Annotated in this window: 15 protein-coding genes; 10 read left to right on the top strand and 5 right to left on the bottom strand. The window is 51.8% G+C overall.

The annotated features are described in order from the left end of the window. Nucleotides 1–85: 85 nt before the first annotated feature. Together MUG09_RS09165 and pdxA are read left to right on the top strand one after the other, a co-directional pair. On the top strand, nucleotides 86–1,297 hold the full coding sequence (locus tag MUG09_RS09165) for a four-carbon acid sugar kinase family protein (RefSeq protein WP_244771119.1): 1,212 nt from the start codon (nucleotides 86–88) through the stop codon (nucleotides 1,295–1,297). Between the two features lie 8 nt (nucleotides 1,298–1,305). After that, a complete protein-coding gene (pdxA, locus tag MUG09_RS09160; protein WP_244771118.1) occupies nucleotides 1,306–2,274 on the top strand; it encodes a 4-hydroxythreonine-4-phosphate dehydrogenase PdxA in 969 nt (322 codons plus the stop codon). 60 nt (nucleotides 2,275–2,334) lie between these two features. Here the strand turns inward: pdxA and MUG09_RS09155 are convergent, their stop codons facing one another. Continuing rightward, entirely contained in the window at nucleotides 2,335–3,684 is a 1,350-nt protein-coding gene (locus tag MUG09_RS09155; protein ID WP_244771117.1) for a lactate racemase domain-containing protein, read from the bottom strand. 77 nt (nucleotides 3,685–3,761) lie between these two features. Further along, entirely contained in the window at nucleotides 3,762–4,790 is a 1,029-nt protein-coding gene (locus MUG09_RS09150; RefSeq protein WP_244771116.1) for a 2-keto-3-deoxygluconate permease, read from the bottom strand. A gap of 145 nt (nucleotides 4,791–4,935) precedes the next feature. Between MUG09_RS09150 and MUG09_RS09145 the strand changes: the two genes are divergently transcribed. From MUG09_RS09145 to MUG09_RS09130, 4 genes are all read left to right on the top strand, one after another. Then, the gene (locus MUG09_RS09145) at nucleotides 4,936–5,355 is read left to right on the top strand and encodes a hypothetical protein (RefSeq protein ID WP_244771115.1); all 420 of its coding nucleotides are present in this window, start codon (nucleotides 4,936–4,938) and stop codon (nucleotides 5,353–5,355) included. Between the two features lie 86 nt (nucleotides 5,356–5,441). Further along, nucleotides 5,442–6,467, top strand: coding sequence for an ABC transporter substrate-binding protein (locus tag MUG09_RS09140; RefSeq protein WP_244771114.1), 1,026 nt, complete (start codon nucleotides 5,442–5,444; stop codon nucleotides 6,465–6,467). A gap of 54 nt (nucleotides 6,468–6,521) precedes the next feature. Next, the gene (locus MUG09_RS09135; RefSeq protein ID WP_244771113.1) at nucleotides 6,522–8,213 is read left to right on the top strand and encodes an ABC transporter permease; all 1,692 of its coding nucleotides are present in this window, start codon (nucleotides 6,522–6,524) and stop codon (nucleotides 8,211–8,213) included. 9 nt (nucleotides 8,214–8,222) lie between these two features. After that, the gene (locus MUG09_RS09130; protein ID WP_244771112.1) at nucleotides 8,223–9,305 is read left to right on the top strand and encodes an ABC transporter ATP-binding protein; all 1,083 of its coding nucleotides are present in this window, start codon (nucleotides 8,223–8,225) and stop codon (nucleotides 9,303–9,305) included. A 3-nt stretch (nucleotides 9,306–9,308) separates the two neighbouring features. Here the strand turns inward: MUG09_RS09130 and MUG09_RS09125 are convergent, their stop codons facing one another. Then, complete coding sequence (locus tag MUG09_RS09125) at nucleotides 9,309–9,638, bottom strand: hypothetical protein (protein ID WP_244771111.1); 330 nt, start codon at nucleotides 9,636–9,638, stop codon at nucleotides 9,309–9,311. Between the two features lie 130 nt (nucleotides 9,639–9,768). Here MUG09_RS09125 and MUG09_RS09120 point away from each other — a divergent pair, with 130 nt between their 5' ends. Further along, on the top strand, nucleotides 9,769–10,530 hold the full coding sequence (locus MUG09_RS09120) for an alpha/beta hydrolase (protein ID WP_244771110.1): 762 nt from the start codon (nucleotides 9,769–9,771) through the stop codon (nucleotides 10,528–10,530). Here the strand turns inward: MUG09_RS09120 and MUG09_RS09115 are convergent. Next, nucleotides 10,513–11,445: a cation efflux transmembrane domain-containing protein gene (locus MUG09_RS09115; RefSeq protein WP_244771109.1), complete on the bottom strand. Its 933-nt coding sequence runs from the start codon at nucleotides 11,443–11,445 to the stop codon at nucleotides 10,513–10,515. The genes MUG09_RS09120 and MUG09_RS09115 overlap by 18 nt on opposite strands. A gap of 262 nt (nucleotides 11,446–11,707) precedes the next feature. Between MUG09_RS09115 and MUG09_RS09110 the strand changes: the two genes are divergently transcribed. From MUG09_RS09110 to MUG09_RS09100, 3 genes are read left to right on the top strand one after another with little or no spacing between them, the layout of a single operon-like run. After that, a complete protein-coding gene (locus MUG09_RS09110; protein WP_244771108.1) occupies nucleotides 11,708–12,799 on the top strand; it encodes an efflux RND transporter periplasmic adaptor subunit in 1,092 nt (363 codons plus the stop codon). Between the two features lie 9 nt (nucleotides 12,800–12,808). Continuing rightward, nucleotides 12,809–15,886 (top strand): efflux RND transporter permease subunit, encoded by a 3,078-nt coding sequence (locus MUG09_RS09105; protein ID WP_244771107.1) that lies wholly within the window; start codon nucleotides 12,809–12,811, stop codon nucleotides 15,884–15,886. Beyond that, nucleotides 15,883–17,439, top strand: coding sequence for a TolC family protein (locus MUG09_RS09100; RefSeq protein ID WP_244771106.1), 1,557 nt, complete (start codon nucleotides 15,883–15,885; stop codon nucleotides 17,437–17,439). The genes MUG09_RS09105 and MUG09_RS09100 overlap by 4 nt, the downstream gene beginning before the upstream one ends. Here MUG09_RS09100 and MUG09_RS09095 read toward each other — a convergent pair. After that, a complete protein-coding gene (locus MUG09_RS09095) occupies nucleotides 17,422–18,531 on the bottom strand; it encodes a GGDEF domain-containing protein (protein WP_244771105.1) in 1,110 nt (369 codons plus the stop codon). The two genes, MUG09_RS09100 and MUG09_RS09095, sit on opposite strands and share 18 nt — an antisense overlap. Nucleotides 18,532–18,544 lie beyond the last annotated feature (13 nt).

Genomic DNA, 18,544 nt, shown 5'->3' with positions numbered 1-18,544 from the left:
TCCGTGTAAAGCGAAAGAGAAAAGAGTGGCATCGCAGGTGCAGCTCGGATTAGAATGATTGCATGTATAGTACGAGGAGCTGTGTATGCAAACCTACTTGATCATCGCCGATGACTTTACCGGAGCCAATGATACGGGGCTGCAACTTGTTCGCCGTTCAGTCAAGGTAAGGGTGCAGATCGGTCGCCCCGGACTGCTTCCCCCGTCTTACTCCTTGGTCCTCGACACCGAATCGCGAAACCTATCCCCGCAACGGGCCAGGGAGGCTGTACAGGCCTCGCTTCTTGATATGGATATGGCCTCATTTTCAGTGGTGATGAAGAAAATCGACTCCACCCTCCGGGGCAACATAGTCGAGGAGGTGCGCGAGGTGGCAAAGCGTATGCAGGCCAGTATCATTGTAGTTGCAACCGCCTTTCCCGACATGGGGCGCATCTGCAGGGACTCGGTGGTCTACGTCCATGATAAACCGCTGCGAGAGACCGAACACGGCAAGGACCCCCTCAAACCGGTGACAGAGGATAATCTGTCAAATCTCTTCAGCCCGTTCAACAGAGTGGTCCATCTGAGTGTGGATACCATTCGAGCCCGTTCCTGGCCGATGCTTCGCGACGGTGTGGTGGTATGTGATTCAACCACCAATGAGGATTTGAACCTCATTGCCGGGTGGGCGCTCTCCTTGAACCAGAAGGTGCTTTTCGTCGGAAGCGCCGGCCTTGGTGAAGCCCTGGTCAACCAACACTACCCATCAAAACCGATACTTGGCTTGGTTGCAAGCTTGAGCGAGGTGACCCGCAGGCAGGTGCTTTACGCCCAGAACCGGGGTATCTCTACAGTCAGTGTGTCGGTTTGCGACCTGCTTGTGCAGAAAGGCATCCACAGCTATGCCGAACGGGTCAGACTCTTGCTCTCCCAGAACAAGGATGTTCTTCTGATTGCCTCCTCCGTATTGGAACACTCGGAGTATAAGGCCTCGATTGAAACAGGCCGTGGACTTGGGCTCAGTGAAAGCCAGGTGGGCAATGCAGTCCGGCTGGCTCTGAGCACCATCGCCAAGGAGGTGATGGAAACCCATGAATTGGGCGGACTCTTCCTCACCGGCGGGGATACTGCCTTTGGCATACTTGAGTTGCTGAAGATCAGCGAAGTGGAGATCAAGGGTGAGGTTCTGTTGGGTCTTCCCCTGCTTGAAGTAGTAGGGTCGAAGTATGCTTCGCTCAAGCTTGTGACCAAAGCCGGAGCATTTGGGGGCGACGATGCGATCGCCTACGCCCTGCGGGTATTGCGGGAGCTATAGGAGTGACTATGAAACGATTCGGAATAACCATCGGGGACCCCTGCGGGATCGGTCCGGAGATTACGTTGAAGGCATTGCATGCTTCTTCACAATACCAGCAGCATGCCCTGCTGTTTGGAAGCCGTTCCATCCTGGATCACTACAACAAGGCCCTCGGATACGGATTCGCATTCAATGCCATAACCACCATCGCGGAGTGGAAGGAAGGAGTTGTCAACATCTTCGACCCGATGCCGCACGTGAAGGCCGAGGACATCGAAATCGGCAAGGTAACGGTCCTTGGCGGGGAGCTGGCATTCCAGAGTGTAGTCTCATCGATTGAATTCGCCCTCAGAGGGGAAATATCATCGGTGGTCACCGCTCCCTTGAATAAGGAAGCCTTGCATCTGGCTGGACACAAGTTTGCCGGCCATACTGAAATTTTTGGCGCATACACCCATGGGCCATCCTACGCCATGCTCCTGTGGAGTGAGAAGCTGAAAGCCATCCATGTCTCCACCCATGTATCGCTTCGACAGGCGTGTGACGCCTGTACCAAGGAGCGGGTGCTCACCGTCATCCGTCTGGCCGACGAAACGCTTAGGAAGGCTGGATATGAAAAGCCCCGCATTGCGGTGGCAGGGCTGAATCCCCATGCAGGGGAGAACGGCTTGTTCGGCACGGAGGAGCTTGAGCACATCATCCCTGCCGTTGAAACAGCAAGGGCCCAAGGGTTGGCCGTGGACGGGCCCATCCCTCCTGATACCGTGTTTCTCAAGGCCATGAAAGGCTCCTACGATGTTGTGGTGGCGATGTACCACGACCAGGGACACATTCCCTTGAAAATGCTTGCATTCGACAGCGGGGTGAATATCACCGTCGGTCTGGATGTAATCAGGACCTCGGTCGACCATGGGACGGCCTTCGATATCGCCGGCAAGCTCATCGCCAGCGAAAAGAGCCTGCTTGAAGCAATCTCCATCGGAATGAAGCTTTAGTACTGCAAGCATAGAAAAACAGAGAGAGGGGCTCCTCTCTCTGTTTGGGATGATTCGGCCTTATTTCACATATGGAATGGAGTAAGGACCATCGCTGAGCCAGATGATCTTCAACGCCCTTCCGTTTTCACGCTCTCTGATGATTTGGAGCAGTGTTTTCACCACTTCACTGTACTCCTTGCTGTCAGTCAAGGTTGCGGCATTGATACCAGGCAGTCCCGGACCATCGGCTTTCGTCAGCTGGGGGGCAAAATAATAGTAGTGATCCAGAGGAATCTTTTCAAAAACAGGCGCCCACTTCTGAACCTGCCACTGGTCGGGAAAGAACGGCCAATCCTTGCTGTGCAATACCTGAATCAAAGCCTCAGCCCCGCAAAGGGAAAGAATCGCCAACACGGTCTTGTACGTGATCGAGCCGATGATGTCCTTCTTGTCGGTGAAGTTTGCGATGCTGATCAGATACCCATCCTTCTTCAGCGCTCCGATGGAGGCAAATGCAGCCTTGGCACTCTGGTAGTGGTTTATGCCGACAAAACCGCCGTGGGTGATGACAATGTCAGCCTCCTCGGCGATGGGTACCTTGGCATATCCCTTGACCATTTCGAAGGCCGCGAGATGGGCGGCCTCAAGATCGCCGGCATACACTCCGGTAATGGCAAACTTGTGGTCGAGTGTCACATTGACGATGAAATCGACCCCTGCCATCTTTGCAAAAGCCAACGACTCTTCATGGACGGGGTTTCCTTCCAGGTTGAGGTCGCGGGAATCCGGATGGCCCATCAAATCCGCCCCATGAAAGAGGAACGTGCCGTGTTCGCTGATCAAGCCGGGACATACAGACTTTCGCCCTCCGCTCACCCCTGCCATGAAGTGACTTTCCACCAATCCGGTAAGAATCTTCAAGTCGGCGTTCACATAGCTGCTGTTTATCTTCACCTCGCTGCCACGTTCGGTCTTGCCGAGGTAGGTGAGAATCGACTCATCCTTGCAGTCATGGTTGACGACGGCGATGCCGCTCTCAAACACCCAGGGATCGATGATGCGCTCGATTTCTTCGGCTGTCATCGGACGGTGGGTGCCCGTGGCGATCAATACGGTGATATGCCGGCTCTTGTATCCCGTTTCCAACAATGTGGTGAGAATAGGAACCAAAATGTTTCCTTTTCCCTTGTAGGGTACCGGTCTGGTGTTGTCCGAGATGACAATGACGGCAGTGGCATCCTTGTTGGCATCAAGCTTCTCCTTGGCAATGACCGAAAGGGGCTTGCTTTTAATGGGAGCATTGAGTGCTTTCTGAATGGCAGCCTCGGGATCGGAGAGGGCAGGGGGGGCCGACATCCCGTAACATACCGTGGTATCGGGAAGCAGTAGATCCTTGTTTGCGGGATCTATCGGATTGTGTACATGCATAAGGTCCTCCTGAGACTAATAAAGACGAGCAGATGCTCGTCTTTATGATTAATTGTATACAAACGAGTGCCTATAGCTTAAAGCTGTTGGCCTGTTGCGTCAACCTGAACGGAAGCGGTGATCGCGTGCTCATTGACAAGCCCGCGTTTCAGCTCCCAACGGTAGAAGAAATCCACCAGGAACGGAACCAGGATTGCGGTGACGATGATCGCTGCTGCGACCTGAACGGTGGCCTTCTCAGCAAACGGCAGCCAGGAAGGATCTACTGCTGCAATGGCTGCAGGAGTGGCGATTGCATTGCCAGCAGTGGTTCCAACACCGGCTCCGACGGCTGCAGTTCTTCTCATCTTCTTGGGTACCAACCACTTGTACACAAAATAGGAAGGAACGCCAGTGACGATAAGGGTCATAAGACCAAGTAAAATGCCGGGCACACCAGCCTTGATGATGGTCTGGAAACTCAAACCTGCTCCGAGCGGGAAGGAGAAGGTGAAGATCGCAATAAACATACCGGGCTTGAGGAAGTCGCGGAACTTGTCATCAAGATTGCCCAGAATCATACCTGCGATAATGGGAACGATGACGGCGACCAAGCTCATCAAGGGAATGGTGGCAACGCCGGCGATTCCCATGAACATCATTTCGAAGAAGGGCCCGTCGTTTGAAGAGATGACTGCGATGGCGCCGACATCCGATTCATCGCCGTATTTGGAAGCAAGAGCGGTGAAAAGGCCGCCGTTGGAGTTGGACATGGCCGAGATCATGGCGAGCGGGGTAACCCCAAGCAGTGCTGCGCCGGGTCCTGCAACCTTTGCAAAAAGAACACCGATGATAAGACCGAAGAACACCTTGCTGGTGTTCAATACAACACCTTTGTACAGGGAGATCCCAGCTGTTTTCAGGTTGATCTGGGCTCCACTGCAGAAAAACAGAAGCGCGATCAAGGTCAGCGCCCCGGTTTTAAAGAAGGCTGTTGTGAAACTGCCTATATTCAATGCTCCTGGAAAGAATGTGTTGAAAATTACGCCTAGAACCAAAGGAACCACCATCATGCCGCCAGGAATCTTGTTGATCGTGTCAAAAATCGGTACTTTTCCCATCTTCATGTTTTGCTCTCCTGTTTGTTTTTGTTGTCTCATTGACATCTTTGTGTATACAATACCATGTGATTGTATAAAGTCTACAAAAAAGTATTCTAGAAGTTTGTATTTTGTTTTGGGAGTATGCATGGAAAGTTTACATGAGTTGAAAATGAATAGATTGAAAAGAAATTGTATACTGCTTGCAGCTCTATTCTTTTCGTGTTTTCCTCTTCTCTCAAGTCCAATTCCCCTGCTTCCTCTCGACCAGAACATCGGACAGGTTATTGAAGCCGAACCGAATAGTATAGAACAGACGGCAAAGACTGCACTGAGCCAAAGCTACTCCCTCTCCTGGATTGAAACCTACATCCCATCCTCTATGAGAACAGGCTTTGTCTTCACGTATGACCGTCTTCTGGCCTCGCTGCTTCCGCTTAAGCAGCTGCAGGTTGCCGCCTCCATACAGCGAGGCCATCTCTTTGAAATCCCCTTCTGCTACCATGAACCGACCTATGGCTATGGCAGCATGACGTGGATGCTGAATGAGGACGGGCATTTTGTGCTTCTCTCTCTATCGGTGCATGAATGAAATTGTAATCACTTTCGTAAAATCCTTTTCTTGCCTGCCTCTCAATCAATGGTAGAATGAAGTATAGCTTTCTCTAGGAGGTTTTTATGAAACAGTTTCTGGTAGGTGCCTTATTGATCCTGTGTCTTCTCAGCCCTCTTGCAGCCCAGGGGTCCAAGGAGGATGGGCAGGCAGCAAAGGAATTGGTCGTGTATGCAAGCGTTGATGAAGCGAATGCAGTGAAGATCCTGGATGCCTTCACCAAGGATTCGGGTATCAAGACAAGCTTCGTCCAGCTCTCAAGCGGACCCGCCCTCACAAGAATCCAGGCCGAGAGCGGCCGCCCGCAGGCTGATGTCTGGCTTGGTGCTCCGAGTGACAACCATGTGATCGCCAAAACACAAGGTTTGACGATTCCGTACAAAGGCGCGGCCTTCGAAGCACTTGGTGCAGAGTTCAAGGATGCCGAAGGGTATTGGAGAGGGTTCTATATGAATCCGCTCTGTTTCGGTGTGAATACCGTTGCCCTTGCCAAAGCCGGTGCAACGATGCCCACCAGCTGGGCGGACCTGCTCAAGCCCGAGTATAAGAATCTTATTCAGGTTCCCACCCCCCAGGCGAGCGGGACGGCAACCACCATGGTCTACAGCCTGATTGAGATCATGGGAGAGAACGAAGCGTTTGCCTACATGGCGAAGCTGAACGCAAACATCCAGACCTACACTTCAAGCGGAACCGGTCCTTCAAAGGGTGTGAACGTCGGTGATGCCGCCATCGGTATTCAATTCTCTCCGGCATTCTTCCAGATGAAAGCCAACGGGCAGCCGATTGAGATTGTCTTCCCGAAGGAAGGTTTCGGATTTGAATTCCCCGCAGCCTCGATTCTCAAGGGGGCAAAGAACTATGAAGCAGCGAAAATCTTCATGGATTGGCTGGTAAGCAAGAAAGGCCAGGATGTCTTGAAGTCCACTGGCACCTACTTCTATCCGGTCATCGATGATGCCGAGATCGATCCTGTCATGCCTGCATTCTCCACCCTCAATGTGGTTGGCGTCGATTTGGCCTACTACAGCTCGCGCAAGGCTGAATTGGTCGAACGCTGGGTCGGTGAAGTACTTTCTGCCAAGAAGTAAGTCTTTTCACGTTCTCCGGTGGTTTCCGCCGGAGAACCCTGATTCGAGGTTTTCATGAAACAACGGCTCATCTCCTCGTGGCATGATTTCATACGGTTAAGCAAGGACCCCCTGCTCTTGGGGGTGATTCTTCTGCTTTTGATCTCCTTGGTCCTGTTCATCATTTATCCCTTGTATAAAGTCGTCGTAGTGAGTTTTCAAGTCGATGGGTCCTTCTCCTTCAAGAACTTCACCGATGTGATGACCTACTCCAACGGCTACTACCTCAAGGCCTTGTTCAACTCACTGTGGATGGGAGTAGCGACGGCGATTCTTGGAACCTTCATCGCCTACATATTTGCCTACTCGTTGACACGGGCGAACATCCGGGGCAGAAAATTCTTCAATCTGATCGCCACCATCCCCATTATCAGCCCTCCGTTCATCGGGGCTTTGGCGGTGATCATGCTCTTCGGCCGCAATGGCTTTGTAAGCTCGACATTGCTTGGCATGCAGGATGCCAATGTGTACGGCCCCAAAGGCCTGTTGTTTGCCCAGGTTCTGACCTTCTTCCCGGTTGCCTACATAACGCTGCGTGGAGTTTTGGAGTCGATCAGCCCGACACTTGAGGATGCGGCCATGGATCTGGGAGGCAATCGCTTTACCATTTTCCGCAAGGTCACCCTCCCGCTCTCCATTCCTGGAATTGCCAGTTCAATGCTGGTGCTCTTTGTCGAGTCGCTTGCAGATTTCGGCAACCCACTCGTGTTGGCCGGCGCCCAGTTTCCAATCCTCAGCGTCCAGGCCTATCTGGAAATCACCGGCATGGGAAATTTTGCCAAAGGGGCGGCTCTTGCCTTCATTTTGCTCGTTCCATCGGTTTCAGCCTACCTGTTGCAAAAGTATTGGGTAAGCAAGAAGCAGTATGTGACGGTGACGGGAAAACCGACGCAGTCAAGCAATGATGTGGTCAGTCCCAGGGCCCGTTGGATGTTGTTTGCCGTCTGCTGTCTCATCGCGGCATTCATCATCCTCGTCTATGCGAGCATCATATGGGGAGCCTTCGCCGAGTCGTGGGGAAACAGCAACAAGCTTACCCTGCAGAACTTCATCTATGTGTGGCGGGTTGGCTTTGAATCGGTACTCGACACGCTGGCAATTGCCGGGCTTTCGACTCCGCTTGCAGGAACGGTGGGCATGGTCATTGCCTTCCTGGTTGTCCGCAAGCGTTTCTGGGGCCGCAAGTTCATGGAGTTCTCCTCCATGCTCAGCTTCGCCCTTCCGGGTACTGTGGTGGGTATCGGGTACATCCTGGCGTTCAACAAGCATCCACTCTACCTTACCGGCACGCTGCTCATTCTTCTGCTTAACTTCATTTTCCGGTATCTGCCGGTAGGCGTGCAGGGCGGAGTCGCCGTTCTCAAGCAGATCGACCCCTCGATCGAAGAGGCTGCAATCGACCTTGGAGCGGACAGCAACAAGACATTCCGCAAGGTAACGCTTCCTTTGATGATCCCTGCCTTCTTCAGCTCCTTGATCTTCAGCTTCGTACGGAGCATGACAGCCATCAGCGCCGCAATTTTTCTGGTCTCGGCGAGGTGGAAACTGATGACGGTGCAGATCATGAGCCAGGTGGAGAGCGGGCGCATCGGGGCGGCGGCTGCCTTCAGCCTGATACTGGTTGCCATCATTTTGGTGGCCATGGCCGTCATCAAGCTGATCCTGCGCTTGAAGTATCACACCACCAGCTCTATTCTCAGCCATTAGGAGTCCTCAATGAGTGTAACCTTAGTAAACGTAACGAAAATTTTTACCGATCAGGATGACAAGAACAAAGAGTTCACTGCGGTGGACACGGTGAATATTGAGATCAAGGAGGGTGAGATGGTCACCTTCCTCGGGCCCTCGGGCTGTGGAAAGACTACAACGCTGCGCATCATCAGCGGATTTGAGAAACAGACCAAAGGCGATGTCTTCATTGACGGTCAATTGGTCAACGACCTGCCTGCCAACAAGCGCAACTCCTCGATGGTATTCCAGTCGTATGCAATATTTCCCCACCTGACGGTGGAACAGAATATCGGCTTCGGGTTGGAGTTGAAAGGTATGAAAAAAAGCCAGATCAAGGAAGAAGTCGATACCATCATGGCAACCATGGGTTTGTCCGCCTTGGGTGCACGTCAGCCCAGTCAGCTTTCAGGCGGTCAGCAACAGCGCGTCGCCTTGGCAAGGGCTATTGTAACCAAACCCAGGGTTCTTTTGTTCGATGAACCTCTCTCCAATCTTGATGCGAAGCTTCGCGATCAGATGCGTACCGAAATCCGCAGGATTCAGCAGCAGTTCGGGATTACCAGCATCTATGTCACCCACGACCAGGACGAGGCGATGACGGTCAGCGACCGCATCATGGTAATGGACAAGGGGAGAATCCAGCAGTTGGGAACTCCGTTTGAAATTTACAGCCGGCCCACCAACCACTTTGTCGCCGATTTCATCGGCAGGGCGAATTTCTTCAAGGGGATGGTCAAGAAAATCGATGCCGAGTTGACTATGGAGGTCAACCAAAAGGAGTATCGTTTTCCCTCGTTCAACAAGGATGTAAGGGTGGGAAAGCGTGCAACGGTGGTCCTGCGACCCGAAGGCTTGAAGATCGAGCAGCCCAATGACCAAGCCTTTTTCAACGGGGTGGTGCAGGAGGCAGTCTATTTGGGATCTACGGTGGAGTATGAGATAGCCGTAAAGGGCAGAACCGAACCGATTGTAGCCATCTCATACAATCCTGTCAAAGAGGGACTGCATAGGGTGGGGGACCAGGTCGGGGTAAGTTTTGATGCCATCAGTGCACATGTGATCAGCTAGCCGTTACTCCTGTTGCTTCTGAATGACCAGCACGAATTCACCGCTCTCTTGAACCGGTTGGATGTGCTGGTTCTCTTTTTCACCCAGATAGGCAAGCAACAACGCCATGTCCGCATCCAGTTCATCAAGATTGAGGACAATGGTGGTGTCCCTGGGTTTCACGATGATTTGTACATGTTCCATATCGGCTTGGTCGAGCAGGGGTCCTTCCCATTCGCTCTGATCGGGGTTGACAGGAGGTACTTTGCTGTAGACACCGCAACCAGAGAAGAGAAGGGTACAGATACATAGCAGTGCAAACATGTGCCGTATTGCATGCTTTTTGCGCTTCATCTGCTTCCTCCCACCTTTAGAACATTCCACTCATTGCTAAAACAATCAGGATTCCAAAAGATTACAAACAGAATTGAGGTGGCCAGAGCCGACAAAATGCGCTACAGTAGAGCACTATGCGGAGGGGGATATGGCACTGATTCGGCTTGATTTTTTCTCTGATGTTCTGAAGGTTGACACTGCTGTGCAGGTGATAGTACCACAGAGATGCGAGCGCAGCCCCTCCATAGGGCAGCCGCCCTACAAGGTGCTCTACCTCTTGCACGGCCTGAAGCAGAATGAGACCAGCTATCTGAGAAACTCCCGTATCGAGAGGTATGTGCAGAACTTGGATCTTGTGGTGGTATTGCCGTCGGTGGGGCGCAGTTTCTATACCGACCAGAAAAAAGGCTATCCGTATTTCACCTACCTGACTGAAGAACTACCCCGCCTGCTTTCAACACTGCTTCCCATCAGTACCCGGCGTGATGATACTGCCATAGCCGGCCTTTCGATGGGAGGGTACGGGGCGCTTAAAGCGGCCTTGACCAACCCGATGCAGTACGGCTATGCCGCCAGTATGAGCGGGGCCCTCGACCTTGTCTCATTGGCAAACCGTATGAAGGATGAAACACTGCCGTTTCCAGCCGAGTTCGAGAACACCTTCGGCCCCTTGGAGTGTCTTGCAGATGGCCAAGACGACTTGTTTGCGCTTGCTGCAAAGCTTGGAAAGGTGCGGCCCCGCCTCTATATCACCTGTGGGACCGAAGACTTCTTGTATCAGGACAACATCCATTTTGTGAAGACATTCGGTGAACGCCTGGATATACGCTATGAAGAGACGGCCGGCTCCCATACCTGGGCATTCTGGGATGCAGCGCTGCCTGGGGTGCTCTCAAGCATGTTGCAGTGAGGGAATGGCTGTGTAATCGACCCAGCGGTCGTCGAGGGTGAAGATAATATCGGCTTCACACCAGCTGCTGTAGGTGTACAGGGCTTTAAGGATTTCCAACCGTATCGCATCAAGCTGCAGCAGCGGCCGCTCCTCCTTCAGGTATACATACATCAGTACGTTCAACGTTCTTCCCTGTTTCGATGCATAGACTTCTGCTTTCAAGAAATCGTGTCTACGCACAAACTTGTAGGCGATTTTCTCCAGAGCAGATTGAGTCGAACGTGCAGGCGCCGCCCCCAACAGCTCCTTGCTGTATTGGATCAGATCCTTGGCCAGAAGCGGAATCATGCAGAATAAGAAGGCCAGGGTCAAGGCTGGATCGATGTAACGCATCAAGGCACTGAGGGAATATTTGGAGGCAATGTAGGCGACCAACATCGCCAGCAGGGAAGCAAGACTGAGCAAGGTATCGAGCAGCCACGCTTTGCTTTCGGATCTCAATACGGGACTTTTCAGGATTTTCGCCTCACGTTTGAGTATTGCATACACCACGGCGCAGACCACAAAAGAAAGGCCTGCGATCGGCAGAGCGATATCCACCGATATAACGTATCCACCGGAAAATAGTGAGAGAAAGGCCGAAGACCCGATGGTCAGGACCATGATCAACAGTGTCAGCGAGCGCATCACTAAAAAGAAGGGTTCAAAGGCCGCAAAGCCGAAGGGGAATCTGGCATCGTCACTTTTAAACAGCAGTGATACAACATACCCCGAACCAAGAATGAACAGGCTTTGAATGAGTGAGTAGAGTCCGTCGAGCAACAGGGAGCGTGATTGGGCCAGCTGTGAAGCCACCACTCCTAGAATGCCGAAGAAAAGACACACAAAGGTTGTGATACGCAGGATTGTAATTTCTCGTGTTTTGGTTTGCATATGAGTTTTTCATAGGCCCGGCACAACCATGCATATTCCTCTGAATACCAAGTCTGGACACGCAGTATTCCTGACAGAAAGCGGGAATAAGGAGGTGATGTGCTGAAAGCTATATAACTATTATACGAGAAACTTGTCGATGCAGCAAGGTCCCGGCACCTCGATGAGTATGAGTTGAAGAGGCTTTATGTCTTGCAAAATTAAATAGGAAACAGTATAGTTATTGATAACAATTCCTAAAACTTCTTTCTCCGAGGTAAGTATGCACCACACTCGTTCGATTCGTTTGCTTTTTGTGCTCATCGGAATTTTATTCATAACCACATCCTGCACAAAACAGGAAGAGCAACCTCCGCTCGTGGTAGAGGAAGTTGCTGCAGCAACCGATTACACCCAGATTGTCTCTTCAGCTGTATCGGTACAGACCAAGGCCTTGCGTGACAAGGTGGTTGGCAGCGCAGCGATTCAAGGGCAGCAGGAAGTGAGCGTCAAAGCCAGAACCAGCGGTGAGATCAAATCGATCCACGTCGCCTTGGGCAGTACGCTCCAAAAAGGTGATGTCCTGATCGAGCTTGATGACAAGGTGGCAAACCTTACCCTGAGTCAGCTTGAGAAGCAGAGCGAGAACGCCCAAAAAGAGTTGGGAGTCAACGAACAACTCTATGCGAAGGGCGCCATTTCGCTCTCTGCACTCAATCTCTCACGATCGGGCGCCGATGGTCTCTCGGCCCAATTGCAGAATGCTCGCAACAATCTCTCCAATATGAGTATCACAACTCCGATAGACGGGAGTGTTGCAGAAATTTCCAAGCTGGTTGTAGGGGATTTGCTGCAAAGCGGTACCCAGGTCGCCCGGATTGTCGACCTTGCCCATCTACGCGTTGTTTTGGCGGTAGGGCAGTCCCAGCTCTTCTTGATAAAGGAAGGGGCGAAGGCTGAAGTGGTCATTTCCACTCCCACCGAGGATATCACCGCTGAGGGTACGGTCAGTGCCATCAGTGCCTCCAGTGACAGCAGAACCGGCAGCTGGACGGTGCATGTTGACTTTGATAATCCAAGAGTAGATCGAATAAAGGCAGGTATTACTGCCCGGGTAACCATCTTCAACCCCGACGCTCCGGTCTACACACTGGTTCCCAATGCGGCTATCGTCAATAGGAATGCCAAGACCTATGTCTTTGTTGCAGAGAATGCCACGGCACAATTGGTGGAGGTTCTGATCGTCGACCAGTTCGGAGACCAGACTGCTGTACAGAGTGTGGACGACACCTATGATCTTTCCGATAAAAAAGTGTTGGTCAGTGCACTCTCACGTCTTGTCGATGGCAGCTCGATCAGCAGCCAGAGCTTGTAGGAGAAGGGTATGGACGACAATATCTCCCGCTTTACCATTGGGAAATTTTCTGTGACCAAACCAGTGCTCATCAATATCTTGATGATCACCGTATTGGCTCTTGGTCTCTTTTCTCTGATCTCCCTTCCCCAAGAGCAGTTTGCCGAGGTCCCCTTCTATTGGGTCAATGTCATCGTCCCGTATCCGGGAGTCGCTGCCGAGGACATGGAGGCCTCGGTAACCATCCCTGTGGAAAATGCGTTTCAGGGCATGGATAGACTCAAACAGATAAGCTCAACCACCAGTGAAGGACTTTCTGTGGTGCGAGTGGAATTCGATGACGGCATCGACGATCAACTCTTCAAGGCCTTGTTTCAGGATGCCCAGACTCGATTCAGCCAAGTCACGTTACCCGACGGCACCCTGCCTGCAATTCTCGATGACTTCTCATCTTCCGACTTCCTGCCGGTCGTCGAGGTTATTATCAGTGGTAATCTGCCCTATCAGGAATTGAGGGAACAGGCTCTGGCTTTGCAGAACGAGATTCTCAAGGTCGGCGATGTCGCCGATGTCCAGATTATCGGATTGCCCGAGCGACAGATCCAAGTTCAGCTCGATCCGACCATGCTTGCATCCTTGGGTTTGAGTGTAAATGAAGTAGTCCGCTCCATTAGCGAGCAGAATCGTTCAGTGCCCAGTGGAAACCTGACGACCCAAAGCCGTGAGTATCTGATCAGGACCCTCGGTTCGATTCGTGAAGTCGATGACATAAACAGTGTAATCGTACGGCGGTCCAACCAGGGCGAGGGAATCATCAGAGTCAGCGATGTCGCTCAGGTTGTCGACGGATTTGAAAAGGATACTCCCTTCAACCGGTTCAACGGCAGTCCCTCGGTGAGTCTGAGGGTAACCAAGGTGGTGAAGGGCAATTCAGTGGCGATTGTCGACAGGGTACGTTCCATTGTGGAGGAACAGCAACAGATCAGCGGGGCCAAAATGACGCTCTTCAACGACTCCACCGTCCAGATAGCCTCAAGTCTTTCCGTGCTTTCAAGCAACGCCCTCATGGGCTTGGCCCTCTTGGTGATCATCCTCGGGCTGTTCATCGGAGTACGAAACTCCTTGATTACTGCCTTGGGCATTCCGGTAACCTTTGCCTTGACGTTCCTTGTCCTCGACCTGCTTGGGGAGACGATAAATACCAATACACTCTTCGGCTTGGTCCTGGTGCTCGGCCTTATTGTCGACCATGGCATCGTCATTATTGAGAACTCCTATAGGTTGCAGACTTTGGGCTTGAAACGCCACGAAGCGGCGATTCTTGGAGTCAATCAAGTTATCTGGCCGGTCATTGCAGCAACCGGCACCACCGTTGCAGCCTTCCTGCCGCTGATGATCATTCCCGGTACAATCGGCAAGTTTCTTCGTGTCATCCCCCTGACTGTCACCATCGCCTTGATCGTAAGTACGTTCGAAGCATTGTTCTTCCTCCCTTCCCACTATGCTGAATGGGGACCGAGAGAGAGAAATATTGTACGAAAACCAAAGAAAGATAGGTTTGGAATCTTTGTAGGGCGATATCGGATGTTTTTGGAAAACCTGTATAATCGCAAGGGTTTGTACTTGGTCATCCTCCTCCTGATCACTGTTGGAGTGTTCTCTTTGGTCGGAACACTCAAGCAGGACTTGTTCAGTGCCGAGGATTACAGCTATTTCAACATTGAGATCACTACACCGCTTGGTTCGACATTGGACCAGACAAACCGTATTGTGCAGAGCTATGAGGAGGTACTGCTGGGTAAGGTGGGCAATGGTGAGATACTCTCCATCAGCAGCAATATCGGTGGGTCCGGCAACTCACAGACAACGACGCAAGCCCAGATTACTGTCGATTTGGCCGAGAAGGACCAAGGTCGGCAGAGAAGCATCGAAGCCATCATCGATGAATTGAAGAGAGAGACCTACTACCTCAGCGGCTCGGAGCAGGTGCTTTTCACCAAGGCTCAGACCGGGCCTCCCACCTCAGCTGATTTCAGCTTCAGGCTCTCAGGCGACTCCTACCAGCCGATCATCAATGCAGCTGCTGCGCTTTCCAACGCGCTCGCCTCGATCGAGAATGTCTCGAACGTGCAGAGTGATTTCGTGCCGGGTAATCCGGTTCTCCGTGTTGAAGTCAACCAGGATCAAGCAAGCCGCCTGGGCATTAGTGTCTCCACCATCGCCGGGTATCTGCGTTCCCGCTTTGACGGCGTCACCGTAGGCACATTCTTCCTGGAGAATGAGGAGATAGACATCATCGCACAGTTTGCCGCCAAGTCAGCCGATCGCTTCGAGGACCTCGAACAGATTCTTATTCCCACCGACGATCTCAGATTGGTTCCGCTTTCAAGTGTGGCGACCATCAAGCTCGACAACTCTATCGGTTCCATCCGCCGTGTCGAAGGCAAGCGTGAGATCACCATCACCGCCGACGCATCGGGTGATGTTGATCAAAAGGCGGTCAACTCACAGATTCGGCAGCTTTGGGATACGCAGCTTGAAGCCCGGTATGCAGGGGTTGACTTGGTCGTGGGAGGGGAGTTTGCAGACTTCTCCAACCTCTTGATCGATATCCTGAGGGTCTTTGTCCTGGGTATATTCTTGATGTATCTCATACTGGGGGCACAGTTCAACAGCTACAGCCAACCGTTCTTGATTCTCCTCTCCGTCCCTTTCGCCTTCATTGGAGTCGTGCTCTATCTGTTTGTATCGGGAACCCCGCTCTCAACTACAGTCATCTATAGTGCCGTTGCCCTTGCAGGCGTTGCGGTCAACGATGCAATTGTTCTTATCAGTTTCATCAATGATCTGCGCTCTGAAGGCAAGTCGGTACGAGAAGCTGTCTTCGAATCGGCAGTCACCAGAATTCGACCGATTCTGCTTACCAGCTTGACCACTATTGCAGGTTTGCTTCCAACCGCCATCGGTATCGGAGGGTATTCGGTGGTCTGGTCGCCGATGGCCAGCACCATCATGGTGGGCCTTGTATTCTCCACCCTCAGCGCCCTTTTGATCATCCCCTTGCTCTACGGCGTTCTCTATGACCGAAAACCCAGGAGTGCAGCATGAAAACTAAATTTCTAATTCTCTTGATAACCAGTCTTGTATGTCTGCCTCTTCTTGCAGCCTATCCCGACCTGTCGGTACAAGGACCTCCCTTGTTGTCCTTGCCTGGTCTCGAAGAACAAAACCTTGAGGACTTTCTCTCGGTTTGGTCTCCCTACCAAGGGCCTTCGCTCCAAAGCCTGGCACCAACCTTGCAGACTTTGGTACAAGAGACAAGCCTCGATGCCAAACAGCTTGCTACGGTGGTAGCCATCCAACAGGCACAGCTGGACTTCGCCCTTGAAAATAGAAAGCCGAAGATCGGCATCTCGGCAACCCCGTATTCCTATACCGACTCTACTACACCCACAGGACCCGGTTTGACACAGAGAACACAGAAGCATACCTTTTCTGTAGGATCCTCCCTTACCCAGAACCTGAGCACCGGTGGTTCGGTGAATCTGAGTGTGAAGCAAAGCTCGGCCTATGAGGGATTTTCTACTTCCGCCTGGACGCACACACCCTCTGTTTCACTCTCCGTCTCGCAACCGTTATGGGTGGGGGAGACGATGTTGGACACAGGCTACCAAGCCAAGCAGCTTGAGAAACAACAGTTGGCTCTTCAGACGACGCAGGGTTCCTATAAGGCTCTTTCTTCGGCCATGGTCCTGCAGAATCTGAAACTGCTTGCCTTGCGCCAAAATCTGATGGAGAATCGCTATCTTATCGCGGAGCGGGCAAACCTTGCCTATGAACAGGTACAGCGAGCTGAAGAGGACCTCAAACAGGGCCTGATCAGCGCTCAAGCCTATGAGAGCAGGTTGTTGTCCTACTACCAGAGTGTTTCTGTCTATCAAAACCTGAACCATGAGATCGCAGAACTGGAGAAGACCCTCTCCCTGACATGGGCGGATGCGCTGCCAAAGGACCTGACGCTCTCACAATTCAATCTCGAATCCATGATCGACCAGGCAACCAAGACAGATGTGATGCTCACCAGATATCTGCTTGAGGATGCCGACTACCAGAAAGCAGTGAAGGAACTGCGTAGTGCAACGTTGGACAGCGGTTTCTACGCTCTCTCTGATGCACCTCAAATCCAACTTTCCTTCCAACTCTCCCCGTTCTACAGTCCTGCCGCCAATACATCGTTCTTCGAATCTTTCAGCTCGATGTTCTCTGATTCCAAACCATTACTCTCTTTTTCCATCGGCTTCAGTGCAACCGACCTTTTCCGCCGTTCCTCCGATCTGCAGCAGAATAGTGCCGAGCAGGCACTGCTCTCAGCCAAGGCAAAGGTGGAGCAGGCTTATAAAAATGCCGAGGCCGAAGTGAGAGCCATACAACAGGATATGTTGACCTATCGGATGAATCTGATTCTGCAGTTGAAAGAGTATGAGCATAAGCAGGTTGCATTGGAGACCGAGCAGATACGTTTCTCTGCAGGAATTTCCGATCCATCGGCTGTGCGTCAGAAGGAACTTGATGTCATGCAAACTGCATTCACCGCACTTGGAACGCTGCGTGAGTTGGAGTACCTGTTCCTAAGGCTGTCTCTCTCAGCAATGATCTCGTAATATATGGCGTTGTTCGTTCTTGTTGCGGTACATCGCTTCATCGGCAAGGTGGAAGGCTTTTCTCAGGGAAATGCCTTCAGCCTTGTCGCTGATGGCATATCCGTAGGCGATGGAGATGGGATGGACTCTGCTTTCATTGGCCAGGGCAACAGATGCAAGGAATTTTTGCTGAAAGAGATCCGGGTCCGGCTTCTTGGAAAGTGGAAGAATGACGGCGAACTCATCACCTCCGATGCGAAACACCTTTCCCTCGGGCTCAAAGAGTTTGGTGAGAATCTGCGCAACGCAAAAAAGAAGGCTGTCCCCTTCCTGATGACCCCAAACATCATTCGTGCTTTTTAGGTTGTTCACGTCGAACATAAAGATGGCACTGTCCCTTTCATGGTATTGGCGTGAAAGCAGCTCCTGTTCGAAGGCCTCACGGTTACGCACTTGTGTCTGCATGTCGTAATCGAACCGTGCTTCCTGGACGATGAGATAGTATAAGAGCAACGAAACACCAACGGTACTGAACACATAGATTTCGTCCCGTGTAGCCAATTGAATAGTCGTGGATACAATCGGCAGTGTGTACACAAAGCCGAGGAGAAATTTCGAGGGAACCACCCGCGTTTTGTTGATCTGCAACAATCGTATCAGTATCCATCCATAATAATAGGCTGAGAAGGCGGTGACAAACCAAAAATACGGCCCCCTCTGGTAGGTGTTGCTGGTAAGTATGGTGAAATACCAACCGCTTTGCATGGATAAGATGGAAATCAGGATATTCACAACCATGGGAACAAACAGCCAGAGTTTCTTGGTAAACGACCACGCAGAGCAACCTAGGTAGAAGAGGATGACCATGGGGACAAGCGGAGTGAGCGCATAGCCCAGGGCGTAGCTCAGGTAATGTACGGCCAAGGCAATGTTGCCTGCCTTCGAACTCATCAGTCCGGCTATGATTTCCATGAACAAAAGCATGATGGTGATGACTGAGGCAAAGATATAGTACCAATTCTGACGGGACCCCGAGAGATGACGTTTCGCCAAATAAATGGTGAAGAGCAGGGGGAACATACTGAAGACGTTTACGATCACCACTGTTTGCATGCAGGAGTCCACC

It is taken from the genome of Sphaerochaeta associata (assembly GCF_022869165.1).
Taxonomy (GTDB): Bacteria; Spirochaetota; Spirochaetia; order Sphaerochaetales; family Sphaerochaetaceae; genus Sphaerochaeta; species Sphaerochaeta associata.
This window is presented reverse-complemented; position numbering and strand designations above follow the sequence as displayed.